At 44.2% G+C, this 20,064-nt stretch carries 17 protein-coding genes; all 17 read right to left on the bottom strand.

The features are described from left to right. Positions 1-15: 15 nt before the first annotated feature. On the bottom strand, positions 16-384 hold the full coding sequence (locus H8K33_RS13350) for a YbaN family protein (RefSeq protein WP_186891532.1): 369 nt from the start codon (positions 382-384) through the stop codon (positions 16-18). A gap of 298 nt (positions 385-682) precedes the next feature. Then, positions 683-1,081, bottom strand: a complete 399-nt coding sequence (locus tag H8K33_RS13345; RefSeq protein ID WP_186891531.1) for a hypothetical protein — start codon at positions 1,079-1,081, stop codon at positions 683-685. A 245-nt stretch (positions 1,082-1,326) separates the two neighbouring features. Further along, positions 1,327-3,243: a M28 family peptidase gene (locus tag H8K33_RS13340; protein WP_186891530.1), complete on the bottom strand. Its 1,917-nt coding sequence runs from the start codon at positions 3,241-3,243 to the stop codon at positions 1,327-1,329. A gap of 236 nt (positions 3,244-3,479) precedes the next feature. Next, complete coding sequence (locus H8K33_RS13335) at positions 3,480-4,994, bottom strand: tryptophan halogenase family protein (protein ID WP_186891529.1); 1,515 nt, start codon at positions 4,992-4,994, stop codon at positions 3,480-3,482. Between the two features lie 175 nt (positions 4,995-5,169). Beyond that, the gene (locus tag H8K33_RS13330) at positions 5,170-7,878 is read right to left on the bottom strand and encodes a TonB-dependent receptor (RefSeq protein ID WP_186891528.1); all 2,709 of its coding nucleotides are present in this window, start codon (positions 7,876-7,878) and stop codon (positions 5,170-5,172) included. A 688-nt stretch (positions 7,879-8,566) separates the two neighbouring features. Then, positions 8,567-9,376 (bottom strand): PPK2 family polyphosphate kinase, encoded by an 810-nt coding sequence (locus tag H8K33_RS13325; protein WP_186891527.1) that lies wholly within the window; start codon positions 9,374-9,376, stop codon positions 8,567-8,569. Between the two features lie 21 nt (positions 9,377-9,397). Further along, entirely contained in the window at positions 9,398-9,826 is a 429-nt protein-coding gene (locus tag H8K33_RS13320; RefSeq protein ID WP_186891526.1) for a CoA-binding protein, read from the bottom strand. A gap of 115 nt (positions 9,827-9,941) precedes the next feature. Beyond that, a complete protein-coding gene (locus H8K33_RS13315) occupies positions 9,942-10,364 on the bottom strand; it encodes a F0F1 ATP synthase subunit epsilon (RefSeq protein WP_186891525.1) in 423 nt (140 codons plus the stop codon). 177 nt (positions 10,365-10,541) lie between these two features. Then, on the bottom strand, positions 10,542-11,945 hold the full coding sequence (gene atpD, locus H8K33_RS13310) for a F0F1 ATP synthase subunit beta (RefSeq protein ID WP_186891524.1): 1,404 nt from the start codon (positions 11,943-11,945) through the stop codon (positions 10,542-10,544). A 206-nt stretch (positions 11,946-12,151) separates the two neighbouring features. Next, positions 12,152-13,021 carry a F0F1 ATP synthase subunit gamma gene (atpG, locus tag H8K33_RS13305; RefSeq protein ID WP_186891523.1) on the bottom strand — a complete coding sequence of 290 codons (870 nt, stop codon included), beginning with the start codon at positions 13,019-13,021 and terminating at the stop codon, positions 12,152-12,154. 27 nt (positions 13,022-13,048) lie between these two features. Beyond that, entirely contained in the window at positions 13,049-14,590 is a 1,542-nt protein-coding gene (atpA, locus tag H8K33_RS13300; protein WP_186891522.1) for a F0F1 ATP synthase subunit alpha, read from the bottom strand. Between the two features lie 163 nt (positions 14,591-14,753). After that, entirely contained in the window at positions 14,754-15,287 is a 534-nt protein-coding gene (locus H8K33_RS13295) for a F0F1 ATP synthase subunit delta (protein ID WP_186891521.1), read from the bottom strand. A 2-nt stretch (positions 15,288-15,289) separates the two neighbouring features. Beyond that, positions 15,290-15,760 (bottom strand): F0F1 ATP synthase subunit B, encoded by a 471-nt coding sequence (locus H8K33_RS13290; RefSeq protein WP_186891520.1) that lies wholly within the window; start codon positions 15,758-15,760, stop codon positions 15,290-15,292. A gap of 78 nt (positions 15,761-15,838) precedes the next feature. Then, the gene (gene atpE, locus H8K33_RS13285; protein WP_186891519.1) at positions 15,839-16,081 is read right to left on the bottom strand and encodes a F0F1 ATP synthase subunit C; all 243 of its coding nucleotides are present in this window, start codon (positions 16,079-16,081) and stop codon (positions 15,839-15,841) included. Between the two features lie 129 nt (positions 16,082-16,210). After that, positions 16,211-17,035 (bottom strand): F0F1 ATP synthase subunit A, encoded by an 825-nt coding sequence (gene atpB / locus H8K33_RS13280; protein WP_186891518.1) that lies wholly within the window; start codon positions 17,033-17,035, stop codon positions 16,211-16,213. A 2-nt stretch (positions 17,036-17,037) separates the two neighbouring features. Continuing rightward, positions 17,038-17,376 (bottom strand): ATP synthase subunit I, encoded by a 339-nt coding sequence (locus H8K33_RS13275; RefSeq protein WP_186891517.1) that lies wholly within the window; start codon positions 17,374-17,376, stop codon positions 17,038-17,040. Between the two features lie 297 nt (positions 17,377-17,673). Continuing rightward, positions 17,674-20,028, bottom strand: a complete 2,355-nt coding sequence (locus H8K33_RS13270; RefSeq protein ID WP_222613417.1) for an N-6 DNA methylase — start codon at positions 20,026-20,028, stop codon at positions 17,674-17,676. Positions 20,029-20,064 lie beyond the last annotated feature (36 nt).

Raw genomic sequence — 20,064 nt, 5'->3', positions numbered from 1 at the left:
AAAAATACTGAAACGTCAGCTAATTCGGTGGGGTTCAGGTCGGCTGACTAGAAACACTGCGACAAGCAAGAATAGCAAGCCAACGCTAATCAATATCCAACTATTGTCAACACGCACCAGCATGAGCGCGTAACTCAACATTAGCATCAGCACAGCGATGATTTTACTTTTTCTGGAAATGCTTTTATTGGTTTCCCAATCTGTCAGCAATTTGCCAAAGATCGGGTGACGATGCAGCCATTGGTGCAAACGTGGAGAACTACGTGCTGAAAACCAAGCCGCCAATAAAAGAAAGGGCACCGTTGGCAATCCGGGCAAAAAGATTCCTATGATCGCCAAAATCAAAAATAGACACGCCAACAGCAAAGCCAGATATCGCAACATCAGAAACCTTTAAGCTAGAAACCTCAATTGACCACTTAATTCTCTCTTGAAAGTCACATGAACATTCATTTTTTCGATGTTTTTCCTGTTCACCATTTTGTTGATGGCGCTACGAATTCGATTGCACACTCGAACTCGTCCAACTGAGGTTTCTAGGTTAATCAACTGCAAAAATTTAGTGCCACAATTTTGCAGCTGAATTCATCAAATTAGCAATAGGCTCGATCCTAGAGAGGATGGTTTTACTGGTAAGCCATGTAATCAAGTCCACGGCCTCGTACCATCAACACTGTCAAGATTAACGCTCGACAATTTTATTCCCAATTCCACTCTTAGTGATGCGTGAAACCAGCCCCTTTGGAATATACAAAGTATTTCCCTCGCCTTCCAGATCTATTTGTTCCACTGTTGCACCGCTGCGTATGCTGAGATCATTATTAACACCCGTAACGCGAATTCTGCCGACTTGATTTTTTTCGGCGATGACGATGTTATTACTGGTGCCGGTGATATACACGTTATAGCGCCCTGATTTATTAATGATGCTATCGAGTTTGTGTCCATCGACTTTCACTTCGCTGCCGCGATCGTCCACATGACCACTACTGCCGCAGGCAATTAAGCTCAAACTGGCTAGCGCAATCAGCGCACGTAAAATCCATTGAGGTAGTAAGTTCAAGTTCGCGTAATGTCGCATAAATAAAATCCTAAAATGTTAGTTGGATAAAGTGTTTCAAAAACCCTGTGCTTTCCTATCGATGAAACAGGTCAACACATGTTTATGTTCTCGAAAGTGCGCTTCTAACTCTAGGAAAATGCGATCAGTAGGTAGGATTAATGCGTCAGTCACTCTGATTTCGGTGCGAATTGCAAAATCAAATTCAAAAAAAAGCCCGCCATTTGTCTCTGGCGGGCTTGGTCGATGGCTAAAAAATCTTAGACTTATTTCTTCTGCTGTCCTTCACCAAGAAATGCTTTGGCATCAGTACCGACGCGAATAACGCGAATTTGCCTTAACTCGCCAGCTGCGTCTAACTTCATCAAAGCATCTTGGCCTGCAATCAGCTTCCCAATCACAATAAATTCTGGCGACAATATGGCATCGGCAGCGCTAATCAATAAATGACCTTGTGCATTGATCGCCAGCGAATGCCCGTTTGATGGCTGCGTTGTCTTCACGGAATCGTTGAGTGCCGCATCAGGCCATTTTCCATTCAAACTGACGATCCATTTCCCATCGACCATTTTTGTCTGGCCAATCGGAGGAGCTGGTGTACTTGGTCGTGCCGCGCCAGGATTGAACGCAGGTGGTTTGAAATTGGATTCGAGCTGACCGACTAGACGAGCGACATTTGCTGGTGCAAGTTCTGGGCGTAATTCAAGCAAGACATTGCCTTGATTTGTCACTAACTCGGTATATAAGCCCGATGGTAAATAATAGCCTTCACGACTTAAATTTTCTGGCGCATTCGCAACTTCATAAGCCATCAGGGCGATTGCGATGGCGGAATGTTGTTGCGCTTTCGCATATGGAACAACTTCGTTATAAGTGTCTAGCAAAGTATGCCAAGTTCGGCCATACACAAAATCTGTCTTATTCGCTGCGGATGGCGTAGGCACGCCCTTCATGGAGAAGGCTGACGCATCGGTACCAGACAGTGCTTCGGCACGCACGCGTGGATAATCGCTGGTTTTCACTTCAAAACCAAATTCATTGGACTGTCCTTGCAGACTCTTTGCGACACGCTCAAACGGCGCCTTCCATGCAGTCGGAACAGTAATCCCTGAGATCGCTCCAGGTGCACCATCACGATTCAGCATCATGACAACTTTATCCATACTTTTTGCGTGTTTTTCAGCGTAAGCTGCCGCACCCAAAATACCAAGCTCTTCCCCTGCCGAAGCTAGCATCACGATACTACGCTTAGGTTTTGCGCCAGCTTTTGCCAACAGACGCATCGCCTCTATTGTTGGAGACATTCCAGAACCGTCATCGACGGCGCCAGTTGCGCTATCAAAGCTATCGAGATGCGCACCAATGATCACGTACTCGTCGGGTTTTTCTACCCCCTGAATTCGTGCGACAACATTATGAAACGGCACTGGGCCAGGGAAAAACCAATTGCGAATATCAAATTCCAATTCTGGCTTTTCACCTTTCTTAATCTGTTCCTGAATCTCTTGGTATTGGCCTGCACTAAGTTTAATATCAGGTAAGGTCGGTAACTTATCCCAGCTCGTTGGTTTGGCATCAAGTAGCGTTAAAGGATCTTTTCCGGCTTGCAAAGTACCAAGTGCGCCCGCTTCCATTAGCTTCAAAGTGACCGCATCAGGTTTATATTCTTTTCGACCATCGCGTCCCATGCCGCGACTTTCTCCGGCAATCAAGACCCAAGCACCTTTGAACTCTGCCATACGCGCTTGCGCTTCTGTCTCATTTGCCGGCCCCAAAACGGCTGGCCCGCGTTGCACGCCCTTAGTGCCAGCGGTGTAGCTTGGGGTACCAAAACGCAACGGCTTTTCAACTGGAGCGACGAGCTTACCAAACCAAGGGCCGCGATTAAATCCTAAACTCTGCTGCCCTGCTTCTTCTAGGTTCGCCTCGATACCCCATTGCTGCATCTGACTTTGTGTCCAACGCGCGGCATGCGTGTAATTGTCGCTACCTGTCATGCGTCCGCCAAAGCGATTAGTCAAAATATCCAACCACGTCATGACCTGTGGATCTTGGGTACCGATTTCAATAATCTTTTTTGTTGTGGCATCTTGCGCCAAACTAAGGGGACTAAACCCAATCAGAATGCACAAAGTCAGTATGCCTACTGGGCGTTGTTTGAATTTTTTCTTGAATTCTTGCATGATCTTGCCTCTATTTTTGTTGTAGGAAGTATGAAAGATAGGAGTGCGAAGAAACTTCGGGCTTAGCGCTTATGAGCAAAGGACTTCTCATCACTTCCATATTACTTTCACTCGACTTCGACTAGGAAGCCTGATGCAAGTTCCAGTGTGGGTATAAACCCTTAGATAGAAAAAACCACCAAGACTTGTCAGTGTTGGTGGCTTCAACGCCAATCAAATGCCGCATAAAAACATGGTCAGACCATAGGCTTGGCCATGCAATTCGCGCGAATATACTCCAAATGCGTTGGCATCGCATCGACACACTTACGGATCACCGCTTGTGTATTGTGCAGGAAACCTGCGATTTCTTCTTTGCTACGTTGATCGACCACTGGATTGTATCGACGCGGACGCATGCCCTGCCCGTGCATGACTTGTAACCAACTATCTTCTGGAAACAATTCTTCGTTTTCGCGCAAGATACGTCCATTGCTTGCAAACAGATCGAGCTTTAACTGCAAACTATCCGGCACTGGCATATTGCGGCAATAGCGCCAAAATTCGGCATCATCACGTTGATTCACTTTGTAATGCAAAATCAAGAAGTCACGGATCTGGGCGTATTCTTTATCCGTTAATCGATTGTAGTTATCGATATCCACTTGATCGAAGTCTTTATCTGGGAAAAAGCTAATCAGGCGCATCAGGCCTGTTTTCACCATGTGAATACTAGTCGATTCAAGAGGTTCCATGAAACCACCCGATAAACCAATTGCGACCACATTCTTATTCCAAGCCTTTTTACGTTTGCCCGTGGTGAACTTGATTTGGCGCGGCTCGGCTAAAGCTTTGCCATCCAAATTCTTCATCAAAATGTCTTGGGCCTGTGCTGCATCCATAAAATGGCTGGAGAACACATGCCCGTTGCCGATTCTATGTTGCAAGGGAATACGCCATTGCCAGCCCGCGCTATGTGCAGTTGAACGGGTGTGTGCCTGTGCCGATCCCGCTAGCTCACAAGGCACTGCGATTGCGGTATCGCAAGGCAGCCAATGGCTCCAATCTTCGTAACCTGTTTGTAAGGCTTTCTCGATTAGCAAGCCAACCATGCCGGAGCAATCAATGAAGAAATCAGCGCTAATTTTTTCACCGTTCTCCATCACTAAGGCTTCGACAAATCCATCGTCTTGTCGCAGCAAGGTTTGTACGATTTTTCCTTCAATACGTTTGACACCACGCTGCTCAGCATAGGCACGTAGGTAGCGGGCATACAAACCAGCATCAAAATGATACGCATAAGAGAGATCGGATAAAGGTGAATTCGGCAGATCAGGTCTGCCAATACTGAATTTGCCGAGCATGCTGGCGACAGTGTTAATCGAATACGGCTCTAGCCCGCCGACCATCTCCAATTGATTGAGCTTGAGCCAGTAATGGAAAAAATTCGCGGTCGGTTGATCACGACCCACTGAGCCAAATCCATGAAAATACTTGCTATGATTGATTCCCCAATTCACGAACTCAATACCGAGTTTGAATGTGCCTTGGGTATTTCTGAGGAAATCATTCTCATCTATCCCCAAATGCATATTGAAATTGCGAATGCTGGGAATCGTCGCTTCGCCAACGCCAATAGTTGAGATTTGATCCGATTCCACTAAACGGTAATTGTATCCATTCGGCAGTAACTGCACTAATGCAGCAGCGCTCATCCAGCCAGCGGTGCCACCCCCCACTATAACGATATCCTTAATGCGATTTTCTCTCATCTTCTTTTCCATTTATTTTTTACGGCTAATAGATATTCTCATGGCGGCGTGAGCAGCGCACTTCTTTAGCAATGAACTCTGCATAAGCGAAAGAAAAAAAGAGTCTATGCAATGCAAGTGTAACTTTGCACCACATAGACTCAATCACCCTCGAGGAATACGATAAAAATTAAATTTAGTAATTGAAACCAAATCGAATACCAAACATCCGCGGCTCGACTGGAGAATAGTTCATTTGTGCGCCGATAGCGTTGCCGCGCCAATAAGCCGCTTTACTATCTGTCGCATTACGAACAAACAATTCCGCATGCCAATCATCGTCTGGTGAATCGAGACGCACCGATGCATCCGTTAAGGTATAAGCCTTTTGGAAACGGCCAATATGCGCGAATTCATCATTTCTGACATCAAAGTAAGCCTTATCACGCCAGTTCAATTTGATGTAAGGCGTAATCGAGTAACCACTTGGCAAATCAAATTTCTGTGAGAAGTGCAGCATGAACGTTTTCTTTGGCGCATTCGGTAAGCTATTGTCGGTTACGTCATACAGACGCTTACCGTTATCAGGTCCGAGACCATTGAATTGTGCTGGGCATGGTGTCAGACCAAATTCCACACGCGCATCACAATTGTAATCATCGCTGTAAGAACCATAGTCGCGGATTTTGGTATCTAAGAGCGTGAAGGCACCACCAACTTTACCACCCGGCCAAGGTTTGTAATCCCATTCGACTTCCAATCCACGAATCTTAGTATTACCGACATTGATCGTGCGCCAAGTTTCGTACACATCGCATTTCGGTTGATCGGAGGTGCATGGTATAGGTGTTTTGTATTTGCTGACGAAGTAAGTGCCCGTCAATTGCTGATCTTTATAATTCATCGCAAAGGCAACAGCGGACAAACTCAAGGTATTGTCAAAGAATTTTCCCTTGTAACCAAGTTCAAAGTTCGTCACCAACTCCGGTTTGTACGGTAAGAAGGTCTCGGTGTTTGGTTTGCCATCGGCACATACACGTTGAACTGGATCCGTTGCACTGCCACCGCAAGCTAAAGTGCGATCGCCGAAGCCACCCGCTTTATAGCCAGTCGCCAAGGCGGCATACGCCATTTCGTTCTTGTTGATTTGTGTTTGCAAACCTAAACGCCAGGTCAGCTTACGCCATGATTCGCTATGATCATTCTTACTTGGTGTGCCATACAAATGGTAAGCGGCCGCACTACCACCAGGACCGTAATTGAGATCATTCCCTTGCGGTAGACGATATCCCGGCGTGCCTGGTGTGCCTGGATCGTAGCCACCGTTATAGAATTCTTTTTGCCCCCACCAACCGCCGAGGTTCAAACCATCTTTATCGGTTTTACTGTCGGAGCTAAAACGAATGCCAGCTGTCGCTGTCCAATCTTGGACGAAATCCCAATCCGCTTGCGCGAAGACCGCTTTCGCATCCACTTGACGATTTGGCTGTGCGTAGAAAGCACCCGAAGCTAAACCAACCGGCGCGCGATAGAGATCGACAACTTCATAGTTGATCTGATTTTTTTCATGCATCCAAAACAGTCCTGCGACATAACGCAGACTATCTACACGTTGTTTGAATTGCAGCTCATGCACAGTGGAGACATATTTTGAATCGACTGTTTGTTGGTATTGGTCAGACAGTGGCCAAGTGCCCCAGTTGTTACCACCAGCGATGCGTGGATGATCTTGCGTGATCTGAAACGGTAAGGCGCTTTGATTGCCTTTGTCATTATCATACAATTGGCTACGGCGTTGGTCAGCCAGCGCGAAGCTGTAGTCTAAACTTGCATCATTACTGATATTCCAGTTGGATCCAGCACGCAAAGTGCGGATTTTCATATCGGTCATACCCGGCACATTGATCTTCAGATCAAAGCGACCCCAACCCGTTGGGCAAGCGTAACGTGTTCCCGCGACTGAATCACAATCCTTGAATGCAGTACCACCAGCGCTGGAATCTTGAAATTCTTCGTAGGTTGCGTGCAACTTCCAATCTTTATTGACTTTGTAAAGAGCAGCTAAACGTGCAGCCCAAGAATTCTGATTAGTGTAGTAATCGCTAGGATCTACTTTGCGATTCCAACGTTGAATATTGTCTGGAATACCGTCCGGAATCCAACCCTTGGATGGTAAGTTGGCTTCACTAAAATCTTGCATCTGATTCGCGTAACCATCACGCGTCACTTTCATGATCGCAGCGCGCAAGGCAAAATCATCGCTCACTTTAATGTTTTGAACAGCATGCAGCTGACGCTTGTTGTAGTTACCGAGTTCAACTTCTGCTCTGCCGTAATTACCTTTAAAGTCTGGCTTGGCAGAGATCACATTGATCGTACCGCCAGTCGAGTTACGACCAAATAGCGTTCCTTGCGGACCACGCAAAACTTCGACCTGCGCCACGTCAAACATCAAGGCTTGTGCGCCTTGTGGACGTGGGGAATACATACCATCGACGTGGAAACCCACTGCTGGATCGCCGATCTCTGTTGTGTTACTTGAAGTAATGCCGCGTATTGTCACTTGAATCGCGGAGTCGTTTGACTGAACAATCGTGACATTAGGAATTTCATTCGCGAGATCTTTTGCACTCGTCACACCCATGCGTGCCAAACTCTCTTGATTGAATGCGGTCACCGCCAAAGGCGTACGCAATAGCGAGGTGGAGTAGCGTGTTGCCGTGACATTGACTTCTTGAATTTTGTCGGTTTCTTTACCATCAGTTTTTTTCGTGCTGGCAGGCTCAGTTGTTTTATTGGATTCTACAGGTGCGGCTTGTTGTGCTTGCACATGCATACTCATCATTCCACAAGCGCCCGCTACGGCAACGCTCATGAGAGTTTTGCTGGTTTTCAGATGAAACATTTTGTCTCCTTATTGAGATAGTCGACTTGCGCTATCTGCTTTCATTAAATATCGCTTGGTGATTTGCTCACCATTTTTTTACTGTAGTTGAACTGATTTTACTTCTGTACGTGTGACGTGTTTCGTTTTTGCTTTTCAACTTACTGCTAGTAATTTTCTTGGTATTCGACCGAAACTTCTCACGGTCACAAATTTCTGTTCCATTGAAGCAGATTTTTGCGTCGTCAATTTGAGCGGCTGACTCAAGATGCTGACAGGCAGTTTCAGAAAATAAGGTCAATTGACTGAAAACTCGCGCTTTTGTGGAATCGTTTCCATTTGTGATTTGGAATATAGCATTCAACAAAAATCAGTGTCAACATTTTTTTGGAAACGTTCCCATTTTGTGTTTTTTTGCGACATTTCGACATGTCGAGACCAAGATGAATAGATGATCATCCTAAAGACGATGCATCTCAGGCTGTGGATAACTTTGTGGGTAATTTTTGGATAAAGTAGTGCCTACTGGCATCAAGATAGAGAATGATTTAAATTACTTCTATAAGCTACTGAATATAAACACTATTCTTGAAGTTAAATTCCTCGCAAGTAATTTCTATTCGTAAATACTTATTCTTTTTTTGTGGATAAATAAATCCACTCGCTTAGAGTCACTCAGATCCATCGACAAATGAAGCCAAATCCAGCCCTACTCCACTTTGATTTTGGCATACTCAGGATATGGAGGTGGATAGTTCAAATCCATACCTGCTAGTTTCTCGGCAACGATCCCGGCAATGATTAAATTACGTTGTGTCTTCGAGTTCGCGGGAACAATATGCCATGGAGCGACTTCATGATGCGTAGCCCGAATCGCGCCTTGATAGGCATCTTGATAAGCATCCCATAAAGAACGCTCGGTCAGATCTTGCGCATCAAATTTCCAATGTTTATTAGGGTCGTTCAAACGCTCTTGCAAACGCATTTTTTGTTCGTCTTTCGAGATATGCAGAAAGAACTTCAAAATACTTGTGCCCGTTTCAACGAGCATTCTCTCAAATGCATTGATGTGTTGATAGCGTCTTTGTACTTCGGACTCGTCAATCAGCCCATGCACTTTGGTGATCAAGACGTCTTCGTAATGACTTCGGTTAAAGACTGTAAGCTCGCCAACTGCTGGCACATTCTGGTGGATCCGCCACAAGAAATCATGTGCAAGTTCCTGCGCGGTGGGAGCCTTGTAGCTGATAATCCGGACGCCCGCAGGATTGGTGCGACCGAACACAACTTTCACGGTTCCATCTTTTCCCGAGGTATCCATACCCTGCAGCACGATCAATAACTTATGCTTTTGCTGCGCATGAAGAATGTTTTGAAACTCGCCAATCTGCTCGCTTAATTCCAGCGTTCTCGCCTTCATCAACTCCTTATTACCATTCGCTGCCAAGGGTCGTAAACTAGCGTCTTTATCTTGAATTACGCTGCTCTTAGATGCAAGAAATTGGCTGGAGATACTCATGCGATGGGCACCATTCTGAAATTAATTGAGAATATTATGTAAGCGCTTAAATTCTATCTTCGTACATCGATCCATTACCACATCTAATCCCGCCAACTTGGCTTGTTCAGCAGCGAGTTCGTTCGTAATGCCGAGTTGCATCCAAACGGATTTGGCTTGTATCGCGATTGCTTCGCTTACGATAGCAGGAATATCTTCCGCTTTACGGAAACAATCAACGATGTCGATCAAACATCCGCTACCTTGTTGTGCCTCGGTCAAATTCGCGTAGCAGGTGAGTCCCAATATGCTAGTTCCTGCTTGCATTGGATTCACCGCCAAAATGCGATAGCCATGTTCTTGTAAAAATTGCGCGACTTTAAAACTATCGCGTTCTGGTTTATTTGAAATACCAACGATGGCAATCGTTTTTGCGGTATTCAACAATTGATCAATCAAAATTTCAGACATATTTTTCTACCCAGATAATCGGAATACATGTGTAAAGACAAAAAGAAAAAGGCAGCCGTAGCTGCCTATTCTATTGAACCATTTACTGCTTCCGCAAAGTAAAATTTTTGCAGAATTAACGCTTAGAACGTAACTTCTGAATCGCTGCCAACTGAGCGATCGCGGATTGCAATTCGGCTTGCGCTTGCGCGTAGTCGATGCCTGATTCGCGATTGACCAAAGCCTCTTCCGCCAATTTCTTAGCTTCAGCTGCTTTTGCTTCATCAAGATCATGACCACGAATCGCAGTATCAGCAAGAACAGTTACCGCATCAGGTTGAACTTCCAAAATCCCGCCAGCAACGAATACAAATTCGTCTTCAGCTTGACCTGCAACCTTGATACGCACCGCGCCTGGCTTGATACGTGTGATCAATGGTGTGTGTTTTGGATAGATACCCAATTCACCTGATTCACCCGGCAACGCGACGAATTCAGCTTCGCCAGAAAAGATCATCTCTTCTGCAGAAACCACGTCAACGTGAATAGTATGTGCCATGTGCTAACCTTTTCTGTTTTGCCCCTCCCCCGTCAAGGGGGAGGCTGGGAGGGGGATGGGTTTAACATTGAGCACTTATATCCTTCTTAGTAACTCGAACTTTACCCCATCCCCACCCCAGCCCTCCCCTTGAAAGGGAGGGGGACGTCACTCCTCGCCCTTGCGGGCTTGGAATAATTATGCAGCCATTTTCTTCGCTTTTTCGATCGCTTCGTCGATAGTACCTACCATGTAGAACGCTTGTTCTGGCAAGTGATCGAGTTCACCGGATGCAATCATCTTGAAGCCTTTGATTGTATCTTTGAGTGAAACGTATTTACCTGGAGAACCAGTAAATACCTCAGCAACGTGGAAAGGCTGAGACAAGAAACGTTGCATCTTACGTGCGCGAGCAACGATCAACTTATCTTCAGGTGCCAATTCGTCCATACCCAAAATCGCGATAATGTCACGCAATTCTTTGTAGCGTTGCAAAGTACCTTGAACAGCGCGTGCTGTTTCGTAGTGATCTTGACCAACGACTTGTGGATCCAACTGACGTGAAGTTGAATCAAGTGGATCAACCGCTGGGTAAATACCCAAAGAGGCGATGTCACGAGACAAAACAACGGTGGAATCCAAGTGAGCAAACGTAGTAGCTGGGGATGGATCAGTCAAGTCATCCGCTGGAACGTAAACCGCTTGAATAGAAGTAATAGAACCAGTCTTAGTGGAAGTAATACGTTCTTGCAAACGACCCATTTCTTCAGCCAATGTTGGTTGGTAACCTACCGCGGAAGGCATACGACCCAACAACGCGGAAACTTCCGTACCAGCCAATGTGTAACGGTAGATGTTATCGACGAAGAACAACACGTCTTTACCTTCGTCACGGAAACCTTCAGCGATTGTCAAACCAGTCAAAGCAACGCGCAAACGGTTACCTGGTGGTTCATTCATCTGACCGTACACCATCGCTACTTTGGAATCTTCTGGATTTTCCAGATTCACAACGTTAGCGTCAGCCATTTCGTGATAGAAGTCATTACCTTCACGAGTACGTTCACCAACACCAGCAAACACGGACAAACCGCTGTGTGCTTTAGCAATGTTGTTGATCAACTCCATCATGTTAACGGTCTTACCAACACCCGCACCACCGAACAAACCAACTTTACCACCCTTCGCAAATGGGCAAACCAGATCAATAACTTTGATACCGGTTTCCAACAATTCTTGCGATGGAGAGAGTTCGTCGTAAGCAGGTGCTTTACGGTGAATCGACGCTTGTGTTTCACGGCTAACCGGACCACATTCATCAATCGGGTTACCCAATACGTCCATAATACGGCCGAGTGTTGCTTTGCCGGTTGGAACCATAATTGGATTACCTGTGTTACTAACCATCAAGCCGCGACGCAGACCATCAGATGTACCCAGCGCGATGCAACGGACAATGCCGTCACCCAATTGCTGTTGCACTTCTAACGTCAGGTCAGAGCCTTCCATTTTTAAGGCATCGTAAATTTTAGGCATCGCATTGCGTGGAAATTCAACGTCCACAACAGCGCCGATACACTGAACGATTTTGCCATTAGCCATGTTCGTTCCTTCAATATTAAAATAGATTCTTCACTTCAACTCCCTCCCCCGAGTTTTCACTCTGGGGGAGGGCCGGGGTGGGGATGGGGTAAACCGCGAGTAACTAAGAAAAAATTAAACGCGACTTTTAGTACCCCAAAATAAACCCATCCCCCTCCCAACCTCCCCCTTGAAGGGGAAGGAGCTAAACTGCATTAGACCGCTAATTAGACCGCTGCCGCGCCGGCGACGATCTCGGAAAGCTCTTTGGTAATAGCGGCTTGACGAGTTTTGTTGTAAATCAATTTCAACTCACCAATCACACTACCTGCGTTATCACTTGCTGACTTCATCGCCACCATACGTGCCGATTGTTCAGACGCCATGTTTTCTGCAACAGCTTGATAAATCAAAGCTTCAACATAACGAATCAACAATTCATCGATCACCGCAGCTGCATCTGGTTCGTAAATATAGTCCCAAGAATGGGAAGCTTTATTTGTTTCCAGCTTGTCCGCTGTCAGAGGCAATAATTGCTCTAACACTGGCTCTTGCTTCATGGTGTTAATGAATTTCGTGTAGCTTAAGTAAACCGCATCGATTTTGCCTTCCTGATACGCATCCAATAACAACTTCACTGGACCAATCAATTTATCGAGGTGGGGTGTATCACCCAATTGCGTCGCATGCGCCACAACTTTTGCACCTACTCGATTCAGGAAACCAAGACCTTTATTACCAATTGCGACCGCTTCAATTTTTGAACCCTGACCCTCAAGTTCACGCATTTTGTTGGTGACCAAACGTAATACGTTGGTATTCAAGCCACCGCACAAACCCTTATCTGTCGTCACAACAACCAATCCAACTTTCTTGGATTGGTCTTGTTGAACCATGAAAGGATGCGTGTACTCTGGGTTAGCTTGTGACAAGTTAGCTGTGATCGTACGAATCTTTTCACTGTACGGACGAGCCGCACGCATTCTTTCCTGCGCTTTACGCATCTTAGAAGCGGCGACCATTTCCATCGCCTTCGTGATCTTCTTCGTATTCTCTACGCTTTTGATCTTGCCACGTATCTCTTTACCTACAGCCATGAGTAAACTCCTTCAAGCTATAAGTAATTAAAATGCGCCGGATTTTTTGAAATCAGCGATTGCGGCAGCCATGGCAGCTTCGCCATCTTTGTCCAATTGCTTAGTCTCTTCAATCTTTTGCAACAAGGCTGCATGGCTAGTTTTCATGAAGTTGTGTACGCCAGCTTCGAAAGCCAAAACTTTCTTCACAGGTACATCATCCAAGAAGCCTTTGTTCACTGCGAACAAAGTGACAGCCATCAGAGAAATTGACAATGGTGCGTACTGAGCTTGTTTCAACAATTCAGTAACACGGGCACCACGATCCAATTGCTTACGGGTTGCTTCATCCAAGTCAGACGCGAACTGCGCAAACGCAGCCAATTCACGATACTGCGCCAAGTCAGTACGAATACCACCGGACAAGTTTTTGATAACTTTAGTTTGCGCAGCACCACCAACGCGAGACACGGAAATACCCGCGTTAATCGCTGGACGAATACCGGCGTTAAACAAAGAAGTTTCCAAGAAAATCTGACCGTCAGTAATAGAAATGACGTTAGTTGGAACGAAAGCAGAAACGTCACCCGCTTGTGTTTCAATGATAGGCAATGCTGTCAATGAACCTGTCTTACCTTTAACTTCACCGTTAGTGAATGCTTCAACGTAGTCTGGGTTAACACGTGCTGCGCGCTCTAACAGACGTGAGTGCAAATAGAACACGTCACCTGGATACGCTTCACGACCTGGTGGACGGCGCAACAACAGGGAAACTTGACGGTAAGCCACAGCTTGCTTAGACAAATCATCATAAACGATCAATGCGTCTTCGCCGCGATCACGGAAGTATTCACCCATCGCGCAACCAGAGTATGCGGATACGTATTGCATCGCTGCAGATTCAGCTGCAGTTGCCGCAACAACGATTGTGTATTCCATCGCGCCGTGTGCTTCTAAAGCGCGCACAACGTTTTTAACAGAAGATGCTTTTTGACCAATCGCTACATAGATACAGGTAACGTCTTGACCTTTTTGATTAATGATCGCGTCAATCGCTACCGCTGTTTTACCAGTTTGACGATCGCCAATGATCAATTCACGCTGACCACGACCAACTGGAACCATGGAGTCGATAGACTTCAAACCAGTTTGCAATGGTTGAGAAACGGATTGACGTGCAATAACGCCTGGAGCAATCTTTTCGATTGGCGCAGACAATTTTGCATTGATAGGACCTTTGCCGTCGATTGGTTGACCCAATGCGTTGACAACGCGGCCGCGCAACTCTGGGCCGATAGGAACTTCCAAAATACGACCAGTACATTTCACTGTGTCGCCTTCAGAGATGTGCTCGTAGTCACCAAGAATAACGGCACCAACGGAATCACGTTCCAAGTTCAAAGCCAGACCAAATGTATTGCCTGGGAATTCCAACATCTCGCCTTGCATCGCATCGGACAAACCATGGATGCGGCAGATGCCGTCGGTAACGGAAATAACCGTACCTTGATTACGAATCTCAGCACCGTCGCCAAGGCCTTGAATACGGCTCTTGATCAACTCGCTGATTTCTGATGGGTTGAGTTGCATACAAACTCCTAAAATTATTTCATTCTTTCGGGAACCACTAAAATCCAATTCTAGAGCGCATCACTGCGTTGCCTTTCCTCACAATACATTCGTATTGTTCCGGGAGGCGCCTTGTGCTGCATCTCTATAATTGAATTTATAGAGGCTCCCTTTTGACTGCCAATTAGGCCGTCAAAGCGTTGTGCATCTGTTGCAGCTTTGCGCGAACCGAAGTATCTAACACTTGATCACCAACCACGATACGCACACCACCGATCAGGGACGAATCCACTGTCACAGTTGGGTGCAGTTTGCGACCAAATTTCTTTTCCAGTGTGGCGGCCAAATCTTTAACCTGTGCTTCAGTCATTTCAAATGCGCTGGTGATTTCAGCATCTGCAGAGCCAGCGTCGGCATTTTGCAAAGCGTGAAATTGCACAGCGATTTCTGGCAACGTGGTTAAACGGTCATATTCAGTCAATGTAGTGATGAAGTTTTTCGCTTCGGCATTTACAGGTGACTTCAACACGGACAAGAAAGCCTCAGCAGTTTGCGCTGCGGAGACTTTGGGGTTGTGTGCAAGAGCTACTACATCGGGATGCGCTGCGGCTTGCGCCATCTCAGCAACCAGTTCCGACCAAGCGGACAGGTTGCCGGACTTAGCAACGCGATACAACGCTTCTGCGTATGGACGAGCGATCGTTGCGAGTTCTGCCATGATTACAGCTCAGTCTTCAATTGGTTCAACAAATCTGCATGCGCAGAAGCGTTAACCTCACGTTTCAGAATTTGCTCTGCGCCTTTGACTGCCAATGTAGCAATCTGGTCGCGCAATTCTTCGCGTGCTTTTGTGACTTGATTTGCGGCTTCAGCTTGAGCGGCAGCGATAATACGCGCAGCTTCTGCATTAGCAGCATTCTTAGCTTCTTCAACGATCAATTGACCACGCTTCTCAGCGCTAGCAACATGTTTCAAGCCTTCTTCACGAGCACCAGCCAATTCGAGCTGAATCTTTTTCTCAGCTTCTTTCATGGCAGCTTGCCCTTGATCCGCAGCGGCTAAACCGTCTGCGATTTTTTTCATACGTGCATCGATGGCACCAATCAATGGTGGCCACACGAATTTCATGGTAAACAAAGCCAGGATGAAAAACACCCCTGCTTGGTACCACATGGTTTGATTAAGATTCATCGTCGTTTCCTTGTGTGAATTATCGTTCCGCTAGCGCTGATCGAATGACCAGCACCGCGGTAGAAAAAGGAAATTAAATTAACCTTGGAATGGGTTCGCAGTTGCGAAGAACATCGCGATACCAACACCGATAATGAACGCAGCATCGATCAAACCAGCCAACAACAACATTTTACCTTGCAACTTGTCCATCAATTCTGGTTGACGAGCAGACGCTTCCAAATACTTACCACCCATCATAGCGATACCGATACATGCACCCAAAGCGCCCAAACCGATAATCAAACCACAAGCCAAAGCTACAAATGCGACGTTAGTCATGAGAGAACTCCCTAAAAGTTAAAAAATTAAAATACCAAAACCAAAAACTAAAACCCAAAAACCTAAATTCAAAACCGTTCTTACTGAATCCTGCTGAACTACTTAATACCGATTACTCATTTCTAATAATTAATGCGCCTCATGAGCCTGACCCATGTACACCAGAGTCAACATCATGAAAATAAAGGCTTGCAAGAATACGATCAAGATATGGAAGATAGCCCAGATCGAACCAGCAATAATTTGTCCAACGCCACCGAAGTGACTGTAAGCACCAAGTAAAGCGATCAACAAGAACAACAATTCACCAGCAAACATGTTACCGAACAGTCGCATACCGAGTGAGAATGTCTTCGCGGCATATTCAACTAAGTTCAAGGCAATATTGAATGGCAACATCATTGGGCCAAACGGTGCTGTGCATAATTCTTTGATAAAGCCGCCTGCACCTTTAATCTTAACGGAGTAAAACATCATCAATGCAAACACACCAACAGAGATACCCAAAGTACCATTCAAGTCAGCGGTAGGAACAACGCGGTGATAAGTATGGGTATCAATGCCCAATGCTGGAAATAACCAGACTGAAAACAAATCAACTGGCAAGAAATCCATCGCGTTCATCAAAGAAACCCACATGAACACGGTTAAAGCCATCGGCGCGATAAAGGAGACATTGCCATGAACAATACTTTTCGCTTGATCATTGACCATCTCAACAATCATTTCAATCGCGCATTGGAAACGACCTGGAACGCCAGAGGTGGCTTTGCGTGATGCCATGTACATCAAGATGATCGCGGTCAAACCACAGAACACTGACCAAATAATTGTGTCGTAGTTGATGTAAGACATGTCGACCAACGCGGTTTGCTGTTGGTTCGCATTATTTAAGTGCCCGAGATGATGGGATATATATTCTGACGGGGTTGGGGCGTTTTCTGATGCGCTCATAATCAATGCCTAAAGAGTAGTATTAAATAACTTTTCATTACCACGATGAATGCAGCGAGAAACGCCAGCCAGTTCAAACCGGGGTAAAACAAAACCACCGCGCCCATGAGAGCGATAGTCAGTGCAATTTTTATAAACTCGCCGACGAAAAAATTCATCGGGTTGGCGCCACCGGGTTTTTGCACGCTACTAAGTAAGCGTAAAGCGAAAAACGCGTTCGGTAACGCGCAACACAGCCCGCCGAGCAGAGCGGATATTCCGGAAGAGAGGCCAGACGCTAATAACGCCACGAGCGCCGCGATGAAGGCTGTTGCGATTTGCAACAGGATAATGCGCGCCATGCCACTCCCCAGTTTTACAACAAGTGTTCATTTATCACCAACGCACGAACCAAATTTCTTATTTTTATAGGTTGAACTTGCGCTGTATTGGTGCTGTGTTTGATCTATTTTAGTGCCGCCTCAGTGCGATTTTGGTGCGCGTTAAGGCAGATTTTCCAAAGCCACGGAATTATACGTGCATGTATAAGCAAGGTCAAACGTTTGATGCAACGCAACAGAAATTGATTCGGTTAACTGCTGCATTACATAAAACGCTAAGTTCACTCTTGTTTTTAAGGAAGAAATTGACTTGGTACTTCAAGCACTAAACTTTTCGAGTGTTTTTACAAGTGCTTTTTCTATCGTCATTTGCTTTACGTATTCGGGAACGCTATCCAATGATGGCACTAATATATCTTTATAAGTCTTATTTGCTTCTCTTCCAAATGTTATGTACTTAACTTCATTAGCCTTAATACATAGACAATAATATATTTTTTCAAATAAAGACATGTCTTGCTTACTTGTAAGTACAGACACATTTTGCCCAGTGTAGAAATCCTGCCATTGAACAAAGGAAGATAATATAGAACCGCCCAAAGCAACCGAAATTGCTCCTTTTCTATATGGTTTAATTTTATTGACTTGATTAACTTTTGCTGTTATCCCGCAATTACTAGAAGATCTATTTACAAACGAAATTCCGTTTTCGGCCTCATCTAGTTTATTTAAATCTAATTTATTACCAGTACTTATATGAAATAACTCGTGAAGAGGCACAATTTTCTTATTGTCAACTTCATGAATAACCATCTTTTTCGACAGAATGTCTTTAATAGTTAGCCCGTTGATAAGCCCATATGCGATGTATTTTTTTACTTCGTTAAAAAAGAGTTCTTCTGTCACAACAGAGTAGTCAATATGTATATGCGCCTCAAAACACCACTCATCACTAGGGATAATTTTCTTTTTTACAGCGTTTTTATTTTCTGTTTTGTTAATAAAATCAGTTACCCATTGATTTCTAATATTTTCCCAATTACCACCATCTATTCTTCCTTTATGTTTTAATTCAATAAAGTTGTCTTCCTTCCAATTATAAAAACTGGTTTTAAATTCCTTTGGATGTGGCTTGTGAGCTTCAATAATAATTGCACAAGTAATAGTGCTAACTTTCGAGTTGTAAAATAGTTTTGCTGGTAACGTACCAACTGAAACAACGGTATGCAAAGACATTATTTTTTCTTTTAGCAACAATCCCTTGCCACTTTGTGCGCATACAGAATTTAGCGGTATTAATGCGATACAAATTGCATTTTTTTCTAAACACTCAAGATTATTAAGCACAAACTCCAATTCTTCAATATCATCTTTTTTCATAGCAAATGGAGGATTTAGAAAACCAACATTTGGCGTTAATTTTTTAACCTGACTTATTACATTAGGGTCGAAACAATCACTGTTAAATATGTTTGTTTTCCCATCGCCATGTAACATCATGTTTGAGCAGACCAATGAAAAAATACTAGCTTGATATTCAGTGCCTGCAATTCTTTTTTCTTTAATATCTGATCGTTCTTTCTCAGTTTTGGCCAAAGACATCATTTTCTGCATAGCTGCGATCAAAAATCCGCCAGTACCGCAGCAGTTATCATAGACAATGCTTGATTTATCAATTCCTGCCAACTCTACAAAAAAGTCAGTTATGTGTTTTGGGGTTAAAACAATTCCGAGCCCTTTGTCATTATTTGCATACCGTAAAAACTCTATATAAAACTCACCAATAACATCGTAATATTTATAAGTTTTAATAAATGAATTAACTTTTTTATTAATTTCGTCAATTAAGTTAACTAGAAATTCTTTGTCTGTCGATAAAGTTTTGTGTGTTTTTATAAAATCAAAACTTGCACGTATCATTTGAATTTTACTATCTTGAACACTCGCATATTCCAGCTCTGTTGCCACAGTATCAACCAATGACTTCGATAAACTCGCTGCCGTCTTTTGCTTCTTAAATGATGACAAAAATGAATCATCATTAAGTGCGATTAAAATACCACTTATCAACAGACTTCTTTTGTCTTCTTGTATCTTTGCTTTATGAAGACTTGCATTTAATTCTTTGGAGTAGCCTAAAAGATTTAGATACTCTAAAGAGGCTTTTTTAGCATCATGTTTGTATTCACTTATATATTCATTCAAAGACAATATTGAATCCGCTTTTAATGTCTTTGCTTCTAATTCCCCCTTTAAATGAAGAAAGTTTGAAATCCTCAAATCTTTCTTTAATTCACCACTTACGGCGATAGCTATGACATCAAAATCTTTTGCTAAATAACTGGAATATAGTAAAACTCCATCAACGGCATAATCATTATATTTATCTCGCTTTTTGCTTTCATGCTTCATTTGATTAGCTTTGCATTCAATAACAATTAAAAGCTCCGAATTGTCTTTGAATGAAATAATAAATTCAGGAAATCCAGCACCATTCCCCGACTTTGAAGCATTTTTTAATAATTTATTTATGCGAGGATTATCTGACCGTTGGGGTTCGATAATAATTTGATTATTATCTTCATATCCTAACCTCCGTAAAGTATCGGTAACAATTTTTTCTGTTTTTCTTTCGTTTCCCATAAATTTCTTTCTTTTTAATACTAACGTCATAACTTATTGATTTACACGTGCCAATATAATCTAGTC

The organism is Affinundibacterium amnicola (assembly GCF_014284275.1).
GTDB classification, from domain to species: Bacteria; Pseudomonadota; Gammaproteobacteria; order Burkholderiales; family Burkholderiaceae_D; genus Undibacterium; species Undibacterium amnicola.
This window is presented reverse-complemented; position numbering and strand designations above follow the sequence as displayed.

What these genes read in the sequence shown, in the direction of transcription:
- H8K33_RS13275 (WP_186891517.1), bottom strand. Translation starts at nt 17,376, where the DNA reads ATGGCGCGCATTATCCTGTTGCAAATCGCAACAGCCTTCATCGCGGCG.
- H8K33_RS13320 (WP_186891526.1), bottom strand. Translation starts at nt 9,826, where the DNA reads ATGTCTGAAATTTTGATTGATCAATTGTTGAATACCGCAAAAACGATT.
- H8K33_RS13340 (WP_186891530.1), bottom strand. Translation starts at nt 3,243, where the DNA reads ATGCAAGAATTCAAGAAAAAATTCAAACAACGCCCAGTAGGCATACTG.
- H8K33_RS13315 (WP_186891525.1), bottom strand. Translation starts at nt 10,364, where the DNA reads ATGGCACATACTATTCACGTTGACGTGGTTTCTGCAGAAGAGATGATC.
- H8K33_RS13290 (WP_186891520.1), bottom strand. Translation starts at nt 15,760, where the DNA reads ATGAATCTTAATCAAACCATGTGGTACCAAGCAGGGGTGTTTTTCATC.
- H8K33_RS13330 (WP_186891528.1), bottom strand. Translation starts at nt 7,878, where the DNA reads ATGTTTCATCTGAAAACCAGCAAAACTCTCATGAGCGTTGCCGTAGCG.
- atpA (WP_186891522.1), bottom strand. Translation starts at nt 14,590, where the DNA reads ATGCAACTCAACCCATCAGAAATCAGCGAGTTGATCAAGAGCCGTATT.
- H8K33_RS13350 (WP_186891532.1), bottom strand. Translation starts at nt 384, where the DNA reads ATGTTGCGATATCTGGCTTTGCTGTTGGCGTGTCTATTTTTGATTTTG.
- atpB (WP_186891518.1), bottom strand. Translation starts at nt 17,035, where the DNA reads ATGAGCGCATCAGAAAACGCCCCAACCCCGTCAGAATATATATCCCAT.
- H8K33_RS13325 (WP_186891527.1), bottom strand. Translation starts at nt 9,376, where the DNA reads ATGAGTATCTCCAGCCAATTTCTTGCATCTAAGAGCAGCGTAATTCAA.
- atpD (WP_186891524.1), bottom strand. Translation starts at nt 11,945, where the DNA reads ATGGCTAATGGCAAAATCGTTCAGTGTATCGGCGCTGTTGTGGACGTT.
- H8K33_RS13335 (WP_186891529.1), bottom strand. Translation starts at nt 4,994, where the DNA reads ATGAGAGAAAATCGCATTAAGGATATCGTTATAGTGGGGGGTGGCACC.
- H8K33_RS13345 (WP_186891531.1), bottom strand. Translation starts at nt 1,081, where the DNA reads ATGCGACATTACGCGAACTTGAACTTACTACCTCAATGGATTTTACGT.
- H8K33_RS13270 (WP_222613417.1), bottom strand. Translation starts at nt 20,028, where the DNA reads ATGACGTTAGTATTAAAAAGAAAGAAATTTATGGGAAACGAAAGAAAA.
- atpE (WP_186891519.1), bottom strand. Translation starts at nt 16,081, where the DNA reads ATGACTAACGTCGCATTTGTAGCTTTGGCTTGTGGTTTGATTATCGGT.
- H8K33_RS13295 (WP_186891521.1), bottom strand. Translation starts at nt 15,287, where the DNA reads ATGGCAGAACTCGCAACGATCGCTCGTCCATACGCAGAAGCGTTGTAT.
- atpG (WP_186891523.1), bottom strand. Translation starts at nt 13,021, where the DNA reads ATGGCTGTAGGTAAAGAGATACGTGGCAAGATCAAAAGCGTAGAGAAT.